Raw genomic sequence first — 13,224 nt, 5'->3', positions numbered from 1 at the left:
TCTATCAAACTTGTAGACATTAACGCGAACCCATCCGCGGCGTGAAGGTGCCTGAGCATGCCCAATCCCACCGTTGTCGGCTTTTCCGGCAATTTCACCCGACCCTCCAAGACCCGGGGCTTTGTCGAACAGGTCGTGAAGGATATTGCCCGTCAGCATGGCCTGTCGGCCAGCACCTATGATGTGGAGGATCTCGGCCCGTCGCTCGGCCAGGCGAAATGGGCGCGCGATCTCGACGAGCAGGCCCGCGCCATTCTCGACAAAGTCATCAATGCCGATGTGCTGGTGGTCGGCTCGCCGACCTACAAGGGCAGCTATACCGGCCTGTTCAAGCACTTCTTCGACCTGATCGATCCGGCCGCCCTGCGCGGCAAGCCTGTGGTGCTTCTGGCGACCGGCGGCGGCGAACGGCATGCGCTGATCGTCGAGCACCAGTTGCGGCCGCTGTTCGGCTTCTTCGAGGCGCTTGCCCTGTCGACGGCGGTCTATGCCACCGACAAGGATTTCGCCGACGGCGTGCTGCGCTCCGAGCCGATCCTGAAGCGCGTCGCGCAGGCGGTGGGCGAAGTCGGGCTGGTGCTTGCCAATCGCTCCGGGGCGAGTGTCGCCGCGGAATAGGGGCACGCCAGAGCAATCAGGCGGGAAACAGGAATGCGGCGGCCGGGTCGAAAAAGACCTGCCGTCGGCTTGCCGTCGCATCGTGCGACGCCATGGCCGACGATGTCGGCCTGATGTCGATCTCCTGCCCGGCGGCGGTGCGCGCGACGATGCGGCGGCGCTCGCCGTAGAAGGCGACATCGACGATCTCGACGGCAAGCTCGGCGCTTCTCGGACCACGCTCCAGGCGAAACGCTTCCGGCCGGATCATCAGCCTGGCCTTTTGTCCGCTGCCGAAGCTGCCATTGGCGTTGATGCCTGAGAGCACCGAGCCGTCGGCAAGCCGGATGGTCGCGGCGCCGCCGACGGTTTCCAGATGCTCGGCGGCCAAAAAATTCGAATTGCCGATGAAGCCGGCAACGAAATCGGTCGCGGGCCGAAGGTAGAGATCCTCGCCGGTGCCGATCTGCTCGATGCGGCCATCCCTGAACAGCGCGATGCGGTCGGACAGATGCAGCGCCTCCTCCTGGTCATGGGTGACATAGAGGATGGTGACGCCGGTCTCGCGGTGGATGCGGCGTATTTCGGCCTGAATCTCCTCGCGCAGTTTCTTGTCGAGGGCCGAAAGCGGCTCGTCCATCAGGAGGATCGGCGGATCGTAGGCCAGCGCGCGGGCAAGCGCGACGCGCTGCTGCTGGCCGCCGGACAGCGCGCCGGGAAGCCGTTCGGCGAAACTTTCGAGCCGCACCAGCGAGAGCATGTCGGCGACCTTGCGCTTGACCTCGGCGTCGGGCCGGCGGCGGACGCGAAGTGGGAAGGCGACGTTTTCGGCGACGCTCAGATGCGGAAACAGCGTGTAGCGCTGGAAGACCATGCCGATGTTGCGCTTGTGCGAGGGCACCGCAAGCAGCGACTTTCCCTGCAACCGGACATCGCCGGAGGTCGGGTCCTGGAAGCCGGCGATCGCATAGAGCGTCGTCGATTTTCCCGAACCTGACGGGCCGAGGAAGGTCAGGAATTCGCCTTTGGGGATCTCCAGCGTCACGTCATGAACGGCGACGAAGGCGCCGAAAGCCTTGCGCAATTTGCGGATCGACAGGAAAGGCTCGGTCATGTCGGCAACTTTCGGCGCAAGAGTGCCGTCACCACCATGAGGGCGAGCGTGAGCCCGACCAGCAGGCTGGAGGCGGCGGCGATGACGGGAGTGAGGTCGGAGCGGAGGCTGCCCCAGATCTTGACCGGCAAGGTCTGCAGGGTGGGGCTCGCCATGAAGATCGCCACGACCACCTCGTCCCAGGAGGCGAGGAAGGAGAAGATCGCGGCGGAGAAGATGCCGATGCGGATCGACGGCAAGGTGATCCTGAGCTTGGCCTCAAGTGGGCTGGCGCCGCAGACGATGGCCGCGTCCTCGATCGACTTGTCGAATCCTTCGAGCGCGGTGGCAATCGGGATGATGGCGAAGGGGAGCGCCAGCACGGTGTGGGCGATGACGAAGCCGACCGTGGTGCCGCCGAGGCCAAGGCGCAGGAAGAAGGCGTAGATGGCGATGGCGAAGACGACCACCGGCAGCACCATCGGCGTCAGCAGCAGCCCGCGCAGCATCTCGCGCCCACGGAACTCACCACGAACCAGCGCGAATGAGGCAAGCAGGCCGACGGCGACGGCAAGGATTGCCGTCAGGGCGGCGATGCGGGCGCTGGTGAGCGCCGCCTCGATCCAGGACGGGTCGGCGAACAGCTCCTGATACCATTTCAGCGTCCAGCCGGGCGGCGGGAAGGCCAGCCAGCGCGACGAGCCGAAGGAGAGCAGCACGATGAAGACAACAGGCAGAAGCAGGAAGGCGGCGACCAAAGCGGTGAAGGCGAGCAGCGCAGCCTTCAGCCAGCCCAGGCGGTCATAGTCGAGCAGCATCTCAGGCGCCTCCCGCGGGTCGCTTCGAGCCGACAAGGCGCAGTTGCAGCGCGTAGAGCGCCATGGTGACGACCAGCAGGATGAAGGCGGCGGCGCTGCCGAGGCCCCAGTTGAGCAGCGACTGGATCATCTGCGCGATCATCTCGGCAAGCATCATGTTCGACGTGCCGCCGAGCAGCGCCGGCGTGACGAAATAGCCGAGCGACATGACGAAGACCATCAGCCCGCCGGCGGCGATGCTGGGAAGCGAGAGCGGCAACAGGATGCGGCGGAACGCGGCGAGCGGGCTGGCGCCGCAAAGCGCTGCCGCGCGCAGCGTCATCGGGTCGATCGCGCGCAAGGTGCCGACCAAAGGCAGGATCATGAACGGCAGCATGATGTAGACCATGCCGATGGTGACGCCGGTGAGGTTGTTGATGAGCGGCAGCGGCTGGTCGGTGATGCCGATGGCCATCAGCGCCCGGTTGATCACGCCGGTGCGCTGCAAGAGCACCATCCAGGCATAGGTGCGGGTCAAGAGGTTGGTCCACATCGACAGGATGATGATGCCGAACAGGAGCGAGGCGAGGGCCGGCGGCATGATCGCCAGCATCCAGGCCACCGGAAAGGCGACGAGAACGGTGACGACGGTGACGACGAAGGCGACCAGGAATGTGTTGAAGAACACCCTCGCGTAGGTGCCGTCGCCGAGCAGCGCAGCGTAATTCTGCAGGCCGGGAGCCGGATCGGTGACGCTGCGCAGGAGCAGCGCCAGCACCGGCACGACGAAGAAGAGCCCGATCAGAGTCAGCGCCGGCAGCAGGCCGGCGAGGCCTGTCGGAAGACGCATTCTGGCGATGCTTTGCTCAATTTCCACCGACATAGCGGTATCCCGGGTTGCGAAGCGGGACGGCGGAAGCCGTCCCGCTTCTGTCACGAGAAGGCGGGCGTTATTTCGCCTGCCAGGCGTACCAGCGCGTGGCGATCTCGTCGCGATGCTCGGCCCAGTAGTTCATGTCGAGGTTGATCTGGCCGTCGACATGGGCGTCGGGCAGACCCTTGACCACGTCGGCGGGCATCTCGGCCTTGGCCTTGGTGTTGATGGGCGCATAGCCGCTCGCCTCGGCGAACTTCGCCTGGCCGGTGGCGCTGCTCGCCGCGGCGAGGAACTTCATCGCCGTGTCCTTGTTCTTGGCGCCCTTCGGCACCACCAGAACGTCGGCGGCGGTCAGGTTCTGGTTCCAGGACACGCCGACATCGGCGCCGTCCTTCTCCAGCGCGAAGACGCGGCCGTTCCAGAGCTGGCCGAAGGCGGCTTCGCCGGAGGCGATCAGATGCTGCGATTCAGCGCCGCCGCCCCACCAGACGATGTCGGACTTGATGGTGTCGAGCTTCTTGAAGGCGCGGTCGAGGTCAAGCGGATAGAGCTTGTCGGCCGGCACGCCGTCGGCGAGCAGCGCGATCTCGATGACGCCGGGCGCCGACCATTTGTAGAAGGTGCGCTTGCCGGGAAATTTCTTGGTGTCGAACATGTCGGTCCAACCGGCCGGCTCGCCGGAGACCGCGCCCTTGTTCCAGGCGAGCACGAAGGAATAGTAGAAGCTGCCGATTGCGTGCTCGTTGCTGAAGCGCGGATCGAGATCGTCCTTCGGCACGACGGCGAAATCGATCGGCTCGAGCAGCCCGTCCTTGGCCGCCTTGATGGCGAAGTCCATCTCGACGTCGACCACGTCCCAGGTGACGTTCTTGGCGTCGACCATGGCCTTCAGCTTGCCGTAGTCGGTCGGACCGTCCTGCAGCACCTTGACGCCGGCTGAAGCGGTGAACGGCTCGGCCCAGGATTTCGTCTGGGCTTCCTGGGTGGTGCCGCCCCAACTGGTGAACACCATTTCCTCGGCCTTGGCGGCCGTCGTTGCCATGAGGCCGGCAAGGATGCCGGCGAAAATCAGTTTCATGTCGTTCTCCTCTGACTTTGTGTGTTCCGTTTCTTGTTCTTCAGTGCACCGTCGCCATGCCGCCTCAACGCATGACGAAGGGATCGGGGATCGGCTCGTCCGATGTGCGGATCCACACCGATTTCGAGCGCGTGTAGTCGCGGATGGCGTCGATGCCGCCTTCGCGGCCGAGACCGGACAGCCCGTAGCCGCCGAACGGAACCAGCGGCGAGACGGCGCGGTAGGTGTTGACCCAGACCACGCCGGCGTGGATGCCGCGGGCCATGCGGTGCGCTCTGGCGAGGTTGGTGGTGAAGACGCCGGAGGCGAGGCCGAAGGGCGTGTCGTTGGCGAGCGCCAGCGCCTCCGCCTCGCTGTCGAAGGCAATCGCGCTCAGCACCGGTCCGAACAGTTCCTCGCGCACGCAGGCAAGCGCCTGGTCCTGCGCCTCGATGATCGTTGGCGCGTAGTAGAAGCCGTCCGCCTTGCCCTCGGGCCGTGCGCCGCCGGTGATGAGCCGGCCGCCGCCGGCCAGGCTTTCGGCGACGATCGTCTCGATCCGTTCGCGCTGGCGCAAGGTTGCGAGCGGCCCCATTTCGGTGGCGGTGTCCTGTGGATCGCCGATGGCAATGGCCTCGGCCTTGCGCTTCAGCCGGGCAAGGAATTCGTCCTTCACCGAGCGCTCGACTAGGAGGCGCGAGCCGGCGACGCAGCTCTGGCCGGTCGCGGCGAAGATGCCGGCGACGACGGCGTTGGCGGCGCTGTCGAGATCGGCGTCGGCGAACACGACAACGGGGCTTTTGCCGCCGAGTTCCAGCGTCGTATAGGCGAGGTTCTCGGCCGTGTTGGCGACGATCTGGCGGGCTGTCGAGGGGCCGCCGGTGAAGGCGACGCGGGCGACGAGCGGGTGGCTGGTCAGGCGGCGTCCGCAATCGTGGCCGAAGCCGGTCAGGATGTTGACGGCACCCGCCGGAAAGCCGGCCTCATGGACAAGCTCGGCAAAGGCGAGCAGCGGCGCCGGACCCTCCTCGGAAGCCTTGAGCACGACGGTGCAGCCGGCTGCCAGCGCCGGGCCGAGCTTGACCGCCGACAAAAAGAGCTGCGAATTCCAAGGCACGACCGCGGCAACGACGCCGATCGGCTCCGGCCGGACCGTGACCTCCATGTCGGGCTTGTCGATCGGGATGAAGGCGCCTTCGTGCTTGTCGGCGAGGCCGCCATAGTAGCGGTAATAGTCGCCGACATAGGCGATCTGGGCGCGCGTCTCGCGGATGATCTTGCCGGTGTCGCGCGTTTCCAGTTCCGCCAACCGGCCGGCATTGGCGGCGACGAGATCGCCGAGCCTGACCAGGAGCTTGCCGCGCGCCGTCGCCGTCAGCGAGGCCCAGGGACCGGAACGCAGCGCCCGATGCGCGGCCTCGACGGCGCGGTCGACATCGGCGACGCCAGCGGCCGGCATCGTCGCCCAGGGGGTGCCGGTCGAAGGATCGATGCTGTCAAAGGTCGCCGCCGCCTCGACGAACGCCCCATCTATATAATTCTTGAAGGCTACGGTGCTCATCGCGACCCCGCCTGGAAGGCCGGCATCACCCTGTCGATGAAGAGCCGCAGCGACTTCTTCTTGCGCTCATGCGAAAGGCCGCTGTCGATCCAGATCGAGTACTGGTCGTAGCCCTGCGCTTCATAGGCCTTCAGCCTGGCGATCACCTCGTCGGCCTCGCCGATGACGAGGTTCTGCCTGATCTTGTCGGGCGCGTATTGCGGCATGGCCGCGATCTCGTCCTCGGTCAGCGGCTCCAGAATGCCCTGATGCACAGGCTTCTTGTTCTGGAACCAGGCGCCGAACTGGCAGTAGAACAGCGACAGATCCCGTGCCAGACGGTCGGCGTCGGCGGCGTCCTCGGCCACGAATGTGTGCATCAGCAGCATGATTTCCGGCCGCGCTATGTCCGGATGGGCCTGGCAGGCGGTGTTGAAGCGCTCCATCAGGCTCGCCACCTCGCCGTCGCCGGAGGCAAGCGGCGTCACTTGCACGTTGCATTTGTTGGCGACGGCGAAGTCGTGCGAATTCGGATCGCGGGCCGCCACCCAGATCGGCGGGTAGGGGGCTTGCAAGGGCTTGGGCGAGGAGGTGGTCGGCGGGAAGGACCAGAACTCGCCGGACAACTCGAAATCACCGTCCCAGAGGCCGCGCAGCGCCGGCACCATCTCGCGCATGCGCTGGCCGGCGCCCCAGGCGTCGAGCCCGGGGAAGAGCCGCTGATACTCATAGCTGTAGGCACCGCGCGCGATGCCGATGTCGAGGCGGCCGCCGGTGATGATGTCGGTCATCGCGGCTTCGCCGGCGAGTTTGATCGGGTGCCAGAACGGCGCGATGATCGTGCCGGTGCCGAGGCGGATGCTTGAAGTCTTGGCGGCGAGATAGGCGATGTTGACGAACGGGTTCGGCGAGATGGTGAATTCCATGCCGTGATGCTCGCCGATCCAGGCGGCCTCGAAGCCTGCCTGCTCGGCCAGCACGACGAGTTCCTCCAGCTCCGTCAGCAGTTCGGATTGCGGCTTGGCCAGATCCGAACGCTCCATATGGACGAAAAGCGAAAACTTCATCGGTCTCACCCGTGGCCGGAATGGATTGCTGCTGACGGCGCGGCCTTGGCGAGCGGCCGGACCTCACCTTCGACCTCATTGCCGACATAGACGCCGAACTGGTCCTCGGTGCGCTCGCGCGCATAACGGGCGAGCATCGAGCGCACCGCCGGATCGGCGATCTTGAGATCGGCCATCCGGTCGATGTCGACAAGCCTGATCTGGCCGTCGCCGGACAGCGGGGCGCTCACCGTGCCGCGATAGTAGACATGGGTGCGCGAGGCGTCCGTCGCATCGTCCCAGACCGCGTAAAGGAAGCCAAGATCGGCGTCGATCGCCTTGGCGGCAAGCTTTCCCCTCAGGCTGCGGGCATCGTTCGCGGCGCCGAGGCCATGACCGGCCGGCAATTGGTGGGAGCCATCCGCCGCCTCGAGGAAGAGCACGCGGCCTTCGCTCTCGAGGATGGCGCCGACTTCGGTTCCGGGCGGGGCGGCGGCAAGCGCTTCCTGGCTGAGGCCCGGCGTGACATAGGCGCCCCGGCAATAGCCCAATGGCTGCGCGCCGTTGTGGGTGAAATCGTGGACCCGGCCGATGAGGATCGAATGGTCGCCGGCATCCACCAGTTGCTCCATGTCGCAATCGAAGACCGCGACGGAACCGTCGATCACGGGATTTCCCGTCTGGCCCGGCTGCCAGATCACCGACGCGAACTTGTCGGCCGCCTTGGAGGCGAAAATGCCTGACGCGGCCTTCTGGTCTTCCGACAGGATGTTGATCGCGAACCCCCTGGAGGTCGAGAAGGCTTGATGCCCCAGCGCCTTCTTGGCGATGCAGACAAGCACCAGCGGCGGCTCGAGCGAGACTGAGGTGAAGGAGTTGGCGGTGAAGCCGCGCGGGTCGCCTGCCTCGTCCACCGTGGTGACGATGGTGACGCCGGTCAGGAAGGAGCCCAGCGCGCGGCGGAATTCGATTGCGTCGAAAGCGGCCTCGGCGCTTGCGGCAACGTCGGCCGTCCGGTCGAGAAAGGCCGTGATGTGCTGAGTCACTTTCTTGGGCGAAGCGATTGTCATCATGTGCTTTTCTCCGCTCAGCACCAGGCATTGTCCTGATGGCGCGAGCCGCGCCATGGCGGCGGACATTGCGGGCGTGGAATTGCGATCCTCCGATCCGGTCATGAACAGTGCCGGCGCGGCAAGTGCGGCCAGGCGATCGACATGGGCCGTGTCGGCGCTGGCAAAGAGGCGATAGGTGCGGGCGTAGCCTTCGGCATCGACGCCTTCGAGCGCGGTTTGCGCGGTCGCGGCGGCGTCGGCCAGATCCGGCGGGATCGGATCGCCGAACCAGCGCGCGATCGTCGCGGCGATGGCCTGGGGATCGCCATGGCCGCCGAGTGCCGCCGCCCGTTCGCGCACCGCTTGCGCAAGTTCCGGCGGGCGGCGGAAGACGGCGTTGAGGCAAACGACGGAACTGACACGCGACGGGGCGCGCAACGCGATCTCCTGTGCGACCAGCGCGCCCATGGAATGGCCGACGACCGCGACGCGGTCGAGGCCGAGATGGTCGAGCAGGCGGATCGCCTGGTCGGCGAAGTCCGGCAGCCCGGCATCCTGCGGCGGCAGCGGCGAGCCGCCATGGCCGAGCATGTCGATGGCGATCAGGTCGAAGCGGTCCTGCATCAAGGCGATCTGCGGCTGCCAGATCGCCGCGCCCATGCCGACGCCATGGATCAGCAGAACCGGCGCTCCGGACCCGGCTCGCATGAAGCCGGTGCCGTCGGGAGCCTTGCCCAGGGCCAGTGCGGCGGCGTCAGCCATGCAGATCCCCGAGCTCCTTCAGGTCCTGGTAGCGGTCGCCGATGCGATGATGCGGGCGGCCGCCGATCGACGCGCCGAGCGCCACCACCAACTCGTCGGGCGCCGGTGCGTCGCCGATCTGGAAATGCACCGTGAGATAGTGCGAGCGGCGACCCTCATCGTTCTTGTCCATAAGCGGGATCATGATCGGCGTGTTCGGCCCGCCGCGCAGATTGGTGAAGGCGAGATAGGTCTTGGCGCCGACGGCGCGGCGATAGTGGTTGCCGAAATGCAGCGTGTGGATCAGCGCCGAAGCGTGCTCGACTTCGCCCGACGTGCCGCAGATGGCGGCTTTGCCGTAGCCTTCGATCGCTTCGCCGGAGCCGGCGACGCCAATGATCTCATTGGTCAGCGTTTCGCCGAGCACCGGGGCGACGGCGCGGATCTCGGGCGACAGGTCTTCGGTGAAGCCGCGTCCGGCCCACGGGTTGGTCAGCACCGCTGCGACGCCGATCAGGCGCAGCGGCCGGGGCGCCGCCTTGCCGCCCTCGATCAGCGTGTTCTCGACATAGGTCACGATCTTGCGAATGGCCGGTTTCATGAAATTCCTCGGACGAAACGGCGCGATGCGGGTTCGTCATTTTTTATCGTGTCTTATGGTATACCATGATATGGAGAGCCAAGAACCTTGTCAACCGGCCATGGAATCTGTTTTTGTGGCGACGCCAGAGTGCCTCGCCGTTCCATGGAAACGGAGACCCGCTCTAACTCTTTATTTTGACGCAACTCCTGACGGAAAACCGCTTCACACTTTTCCTGGAATTGCCCTAAGGGCGGAAAAAATGGCTGACGACACGCTTCGGATCGACCGCTCTGCCAAGACGCTGCGCACACTGGCGCTGGAGCGCATGCGCGAGGCGATCATGGATTTCCATTTCCAGCCTGGCGAAAGGCTGGTCGAGCGGCCGCTGTGCGACCAGCTCGGCGTCAGCCGTTCGGTGGTGCGCGAGGTGTTGCGGCAACTGGAGGCCGAGGGCCTGGTGCAGATGGTACCGGGCCACGGACCGGCGGTGGCCAAGCCCGACCTCGGCCGTACCGACGAGATCTACGAACTGCGCGCGCTGCTGGAAGGCATCGCCGCGCGAGCCTGCGCGACGTCGGCCACCAAGGAACAAATCGCTCTTCTCGACGCCGCCCTGGAAAAGCTGCTCGAAGCCTGGGCCTCGGGCGCCCCGGTGGAGGTCATGCGGGCGACGGCCAGCTTCTACGAGGTGCTGTTCGAGGCCGCCGACAAGCGGATCGCCTGGGAGATCGTCACCGGGCTCAATGTTCGCATCAACCAGCTGCGTTCGATGACGATCGCCTCGGAAAACCGCCGCGAGCCGGCGATCAACGAGATGAACGCGATCATGGACGCCATCAGGGCGCGCAAGCCGGAAGAGGCGGAGGCGGCGGCGCGGCGGCATGTCGAATCCGCCTGGCGCATCGCCCGCGATGCGCTTCGGCTGCGATCGCTGTAGGGTCCGACCAGCAAGAAAACGGCCCCGCAAGCGGAGCCGTTTCATCCATTGCGATGTCGGCAGGTTTACTTGCTGCCGCCGTTAGCCTTGACGCTGCTGCAGAACTCCGGATGGGTGTTGGTGGGATTGGCGTTCTTCGACTCGTCGTCGCAGGCCGTCATCATCGCCATCTGGTCTTCTGGCGTCAGCGCCTTCCAGGCCTTCACGAAGTCATCGCTGCTGACCATCGTCTTCATGCTGGAGTCGGTATAGAAGGGCTGCATCTTGGCCGGGTCGTCGAGTGCCGACGTGCCGGTGTTTCCTGCAGCCAGCGCCGAGCCGGCGACCATCGAAATCGCCATGGCGCCCAGGCCTATCATCTTGATGTTCACGATATAATCCTCCTGTTGCTTTGGGGATCGTCGAAGCAACGATCGAAGGCCAAACGACAGGTCTGGACGAAAGTTCCACGATGAGGCGATTAGAGAGACGATAATTCTGTCGAAACAGGATCCGGCGCAAATTGAACCTTTTCGGTCGCCCCACGTTCGATTCAATTGTACTCCGCCGACGCCTGCAATGACGTTGCGCGGTTACCGGGAATTCGTCCTCAGTTCTTGTCGACCGGCTTCGATCGCATCCTGGAAACCGTCTCGCGTTCCGCCCGCTTGGAGCGCAGCGGCGGCAGCCCGCGGTCGATCAGGTCCATATCCTCCAGCACCATGTCGCCCATGCGCTTAAAGGCGACGTCGAGCGCGCCGGCGCGGTGCGCGGAGCGCAGGAAGCCGGGCAGGGTGCGCATCGGATGGTCCCTGGCCAGCGGCTCTTCCGGAAAGACATCGCTGGCGGCGACGATCTGACCGCTGCGAACCGCCTCCATCAGCGCCGGGAAGTCGACGACACCGGCTCGGCTGAGCAGGATAAAGGCGGCGCCCTTGCGCATTTTCGCGAAGGCCTCGGTGCCGAGGAAGCCCTGGTTCTCGCTGGTCACAGAGGCGACGACGAAGACGAAATCGCTCTCCGACAGCACCTTGTCGAGCGAGGAGGGCTCGACGCCGTTGTCGATGAGGATCGACGGAGGCAGCCAGGGATCGAACACCCTGATCAGGGTGCGAAAGCCCGTCAGCAGACGGTTCAGCGCACGGCCGAGATCGCCGAAGCCGATGATGCCGACTTCGGCGCCGGAGAGGAGCCGCGCGGTCGAGTTGCCGTCGCCGCCCCACAGCTCCTTGCCCTGCCGGAAGGCAAGGTCGGCATCGACGATGCCGCGTGCCAGGTTGAGCGCCATGGCAAGGCCGAGCTCGGCGACCGGTTCGGCGAAGACCAGGCCGGTGGTGACGACATGGATGCCGCGGGCAAACAGTGTGTCGTAGGGCATGTTGTTGACGAGATTGGTCTCGACGTTGAAGACGCAGCGAAGCGCCTTCATTTTCTCCAGCGTCTCGGGAGCGAGCGGCGGCTGGCCGACAATGTAGCGCGCCTCGGCAAGCACATGCGCCGGCAACCCGGCGACACCTTCGGGCGTTGTTTCCACGATGCGATATCGCTTGCGAAAGAGCGCCAGTTGCGGTGGTGTGAAGATCAGCTCGAGCGTGCGCGGCTCGGGTGCGCTGATGACCAGCGGCAAGGCATTGTTTGACATGATGTTTCCTCCCGGCGTTGCCGGATCGTGCCACTCACAGCGGTGTTTTACTCCGGATTAAACGATTTACAACTGCGAAAAATCGATTTATCCATTGCACTGGCGAGGTGGCATGCGGCAACCCGCCCTTCGGAGCAGGATGATGGCGCATCGGGAGACCCAGCAGCGGCGTCCGTCGATCCACGACGTGGCAAGCCGCGCCGGCGTGTCCGCCGCCACCGTCTCCAAGGTTTTGGCAGGCGTCACCACGGTGAAGCCCGAAAATGCGCAGCGCGTCTTCGATGCCGTCGATCTCCTCGGTTACCGTGTCGATCCGCTGGCGTCCGACATGCGCCGGGCCAAGCGGCGCATCATCGGCGCCATCATGCCAGAGTTCGAAAGCGAGTTCTTCGGCCAGATGGTCAGCGAGCTCGAGGCGCTCGCCGAGCAGCGCGGTTTCACGCTGGTCGCCGCCTCCAGCCGTGAGTCGGAAGCGCGCGAAAAGGAGATCCTGGCCCGCATGCACGACTGGCGCGTCGCCGGCATCGTGCTGGCACCGGTGCGCAACGAGCATGGGCCGGCGGCCGGCTTCATGAAAGCCAACGGCATGACCGGCGTGCTGATCGACCGCGTGCTCGCCGACGACGCATTCGATACGGTTTCGGCCGACAGCGCCGCGGCAAGTGCGGAGGTGGCGCGCGCGCTCGTCGGCAAGGGCCATCGCCACATACTGGTCGTCGGTCTCGGCCAGCAGGCGGCAACGGTGCGCGCCCGCCTCGAAGGGTTTCGCGCGACCGCGCTGCAACTGGTGCCCGACATCCGCATCGACGTCGTGCTTGCCGAAAGCGAGGTCGAGCCGCTGCGGACGCTGCTCAGCGACTATTTCAGCGAGGGTGCCAATCGGGGTGAACGCCCGACGGCGGTCTATTCGCTGTTCCTCAAAGGCACGCTGGTGGCGCTTTCCGAATTCCGCCGTCGTGGCTGGCATTGCCCGGACGACATCTCGCTGGTCGGCTTCGACGACGCCGAATGGATGCAGGTGACCTGGCCGGCGATCGCCGCCGTGGTGCAGCCGGTGCGCGAGATCGCCAGCAATGCGATGGACGTGCTGTTTCGCAGGATCGAGGGGGAGGGCGGCCCGCCCAGGGCGCGGCTCGAGCCCTGCAAGGTCTTGATGCGGGAATCCGTTGGCTCGCCAGGCAGCGGCCCGCATTCGGGGGGAGGAAGCCGACAATAGCCCCCATTGTCGAAAACCGAGTGGCGCCGCACCTGGCTTTGGCTCGTGGCGCGTGACATCAACAGGG

The 13,224-nt window shown here is 65.6% G+C and carries 13 protein-coding genes; 3 read left to right on the top strand and 10 right to left on the bottom strand.

Translation table 11 applies throughout. From position 1 onward, the window contains the following. Window positions 1-57 precede the first annotated feature (57 nt). Entirely contained in the window at window positions 58-618 is a 561-nt protein-coding gene (gene msuE, locus EN846_RS14880; RefSeq protein ID WP_127310866.1) for an FMN reductase, read from the top strand. A gap of 16 nt (window positions 619-634) precedes the next feature. On the opposite strand, the gene EN846_RS14875 is transcribed toward msuE, so the two are convergent. The 8 genes from EN846_RS14875 to EN846_RS14840 form a co-directional block, all read right to left on the bottom strand. Next, window positions 635-1,711: an ABC transporter ATP-binding protein gene (locus EN846_RS14875; RefSeq protein WP_127310867.1), complete on the bottom strand. Its 1,077-nt coding sequence runs from the start codon at window positions 1,709-1,711 to the stop codon at window positions 635-637. After that, window positions 1,708-2,508 carry an ABC transporter permease gene (locus EN846_RS14870; protein WP_127283730.1) on the bottom strand — a complete coding sequence of 267 codons (801 nt, stop codon included), beginning with the start codon at window positions 2,506-2,508 and terminating at the stop codon, window positions 1,708-1,710. Before EN846_RS14870 ends, EN846_RS14875 begins: the two co-directional genes overlap by 4 nt. A 1-nt stretch (window position 2,509) precedes the next feature. After that, window positions 2,510-3,370: an ABC transporter permease gene (locus EN846_RS14865; RefSeq protein ID WP_127392306.1), complete on the bottom strand. Its 861-nt coding sequence runs from the start codon at window positions 3,368-3,370 to the stop codon at window positions 2,510-2,512. Between the two features lie 67 nt (window positions 3,371-3,437). Then, complete coding sequence (locus EN846_RS14860) at window positions 3,438-4,442, bottom strand: ABC transporter substrate-binding protein (protein ID WP_135913843.1); 1,005 nt, start codon at window positions 4,440-4,442, stop codon at window positions 3,438-3,440. A 64-nt stretch (window positions 4,443-4,506) separates the two neighbouring features. Continuing rightward, a complete protein-coding gene (locus tag EN846_RS14855; protein WP_127392305.1) occupies window positions 4,507-5,982 on the bottom strand; it encodes an aldehyde dehydrogenase in 1,476 nt (491 codons plus the stop codon). Continuing rightward, a complete protein-coding gene (locus tag EN846_RS14850) occupies window positions 5,979-7,028 on the bottom strand; it encodes an LLM class flavin-dependent oxidoreductase (RefSeq protein ID WP_127392304.1) in 1,050 nt (349 codons plus the stop codon). Before EN846_RS14850 ends, EN846_RS14855 begins: the two co-directional genes overlap by 4 nt. 5 nt (window positions 7,029-7,033) lie before the next feature. Further along, window positions 7,034-8,821 (bottom strand): alpha/beta fold hydrolase, encoded by a 1,788-nt coding sequence (locus tag EN846_RS14845; protein ID WP_135860172.1) that lies wholly within the window; start codon window positions 8,819-8,821, stop codon window positions 7,034-7,036. Continuing rightward, window positions 8,814-9,401, bottom strand: a complete 588-nt coding sequence (locus tag EN846_RS14840) for an amino acid synthesis family protein (RefSeq protein ID WP_126058973.1) — start codon at window positions 9,399-9,401, stop codon at window positions 8,814-8,816. The genes EN846_RS14845 and EN846_RS14840 overlap by 8 nt, the downstream gene beginning before the upstream one ends. A gap of 241 nt (window positions 9,402-9,642) precedes the next feature. Between EN846_RS14840 and EN846_RS14835 the strand changes: the two genes are divergently transcribed. Next, window positions 9,643-10,320, top strand: a complete 678-nt coding sequence (locus EN846_RS14835; RefSeq protein ID WP_127285730.1) for a GntR family transcriptional regulator — start codon at window positions 9,643-9,645, stop codon at window positions 10,318-10,320. Between the two features lie 65 nt (window positions 10,321-10,385). Here the strand turns inward: EN846_RS14835 and EN846_RS14830 are convergent, their stop codons facing one another. After that, complete coding sequence (locus EN846_RS14830; protein WP_127392302.1) at window positions 10,386-10,691, bottom strand: hypothetical protein; 306 nt, start codon at window positions 10,689-10,691, stop codon at window positions 10,386-10,388. 218 nt (window positions 10,692-10,909) lie between these two features. Then, window positions 10,910-11,941 carry a hydroxyacid dehydrogenase gene (locus EN846_RS14825; protein ID WP_127392301.1) on the bottom strand — a complete coding sequence of 344 codons (1,032 nt, stop codon included), beginning with the start codon at window positions 11,939-11,941 and terminating at the stop codon, window positions 10,910-10,912. Between the two features lie 139 nt (window positions 11,942-12,080). Between EN846_RS14825 and EN846_RS14820 the strand changes: the two genes are divergently transcribed. Further along, a complete protein-coding gene (locus tag EN846_RS14820) occupies window positions 12,081-13,157 on the top strand; it encodes a LacI family DNA-binding transcriptional regulator (protein WP_245509030.1) in 1,077 nt (358 codons plus the stop codon). Window positions 13,158-13,224: the final 67 nt, after the last annotated feature.

Origin of the sequence: Mesorhizobium sp. M4B.F.Ca.ET.203.01.1.1 (genome assembly GCF_004791025.1) — a bacterium.
GTDB lineage: Bacteria > Pseudomonadota > Alphaproteobacteria > Rhizobiales > Rhizobiaceae > Mesorhizobium > Mesorhizobium abyssinicae.
The sequence above is the reverse complement of the archived record's forward strand: the minus strand, read 5'-3'. Positions and strand labels throughout refer to the sequence as shown.

What these genes read in the sequence shown, in the direction of transcription:
- EN846_RS14835 (WP_127285730.1), top strand. Translation starts at nt 9,643, where the DNA reads ATGGCTGACGACACGCTTCGGATCGACCGCTCTGCCAAGACGCTGCGC.
- EN846_RS14820 (WP_245509030.1), top strand. Translation starts at nt 12,081, where the DNA reads ATGATGGCGCATCGGGAGACCCAGCAGCGGCGTCCGTCGATCCACGAC.
- EN846_RS14865 (WP_127392306.1), bottom strand. Translation starts at nt 3,370, where the DNA reads ATGTCGGTGGAAATTGAGCAAAGCATCGCCAGAATGCGTCTTCCGACA.
- EN846_RS14860 (WP_135913843.1), bottom strand. Translation starts at nt 4,442, where the DNA reads ATGAAACTGATTTTCGCCGGCATCCTTGCCGGCCTCATGGCAACGACG.
- EN846_RS14870 (WP_127283730.1), bottom strand. Translation starts at nt 2,508, where the DNA reads ATGCTGCTCGACTATGACCGCCTGGGCTGGCTGAAGGCTGCGCTGCTC.
- EN846_RS14840 (WP_126058973.1), bottom strand. Translation starts at nt 9,401, where the DNA reads ATGAAACCGGCCATTCGCAAGATCGTGACCTATGTCGAGAACACGCTG.
- EN846_RS14845 (WP_135860172.1), bottom strand. Translation starts at nt 8,821, where the DNA reads ATGGCTGACGCCGCCGCACTGGCCCTGGGCAAGGCTCCCGACGGCACC.
- EN846_RS14855 (WP_127392305.1), bottom strand. Translation starts at nt 5,982, where the DNA reads ATGAGCACCGTAGCCTTCAAGAATTATATAGATGGGGCGTTCGTCGAG.
- EN846_RS14850 (WP_127392304.1), bottom strand. Translation starts at nt 7,028, where the DNA reads ATGAAGTTTTCGCTTTTCGTCCATATGGAGCGTTCGGATCTGGCCAAG.
- msuE (WP_127310866.1), top strand. Translation starts at nt 58, where the DNA reads ATGCCCAATCCCACCGTTGTCGGCTTTTCCGGCAATTTCACCCGACCC.
- EN846_RS14825 (WP_127392301.1), bottom strand. Translation starts at nt 11,941, where the DNA reads ATGTCAAACAATGCCTTGCCGCTGGTCATCAGCGCACCCGAGCCGCGC.
- EN846_RS14875 (WP_127310867.1), bottom strand. Translation starts at nt 1,711, where the DNA reads ATGACCGAGCCTTTCCTGTCGATCCGCAAATTGCGCAAGGCTTTCGGC.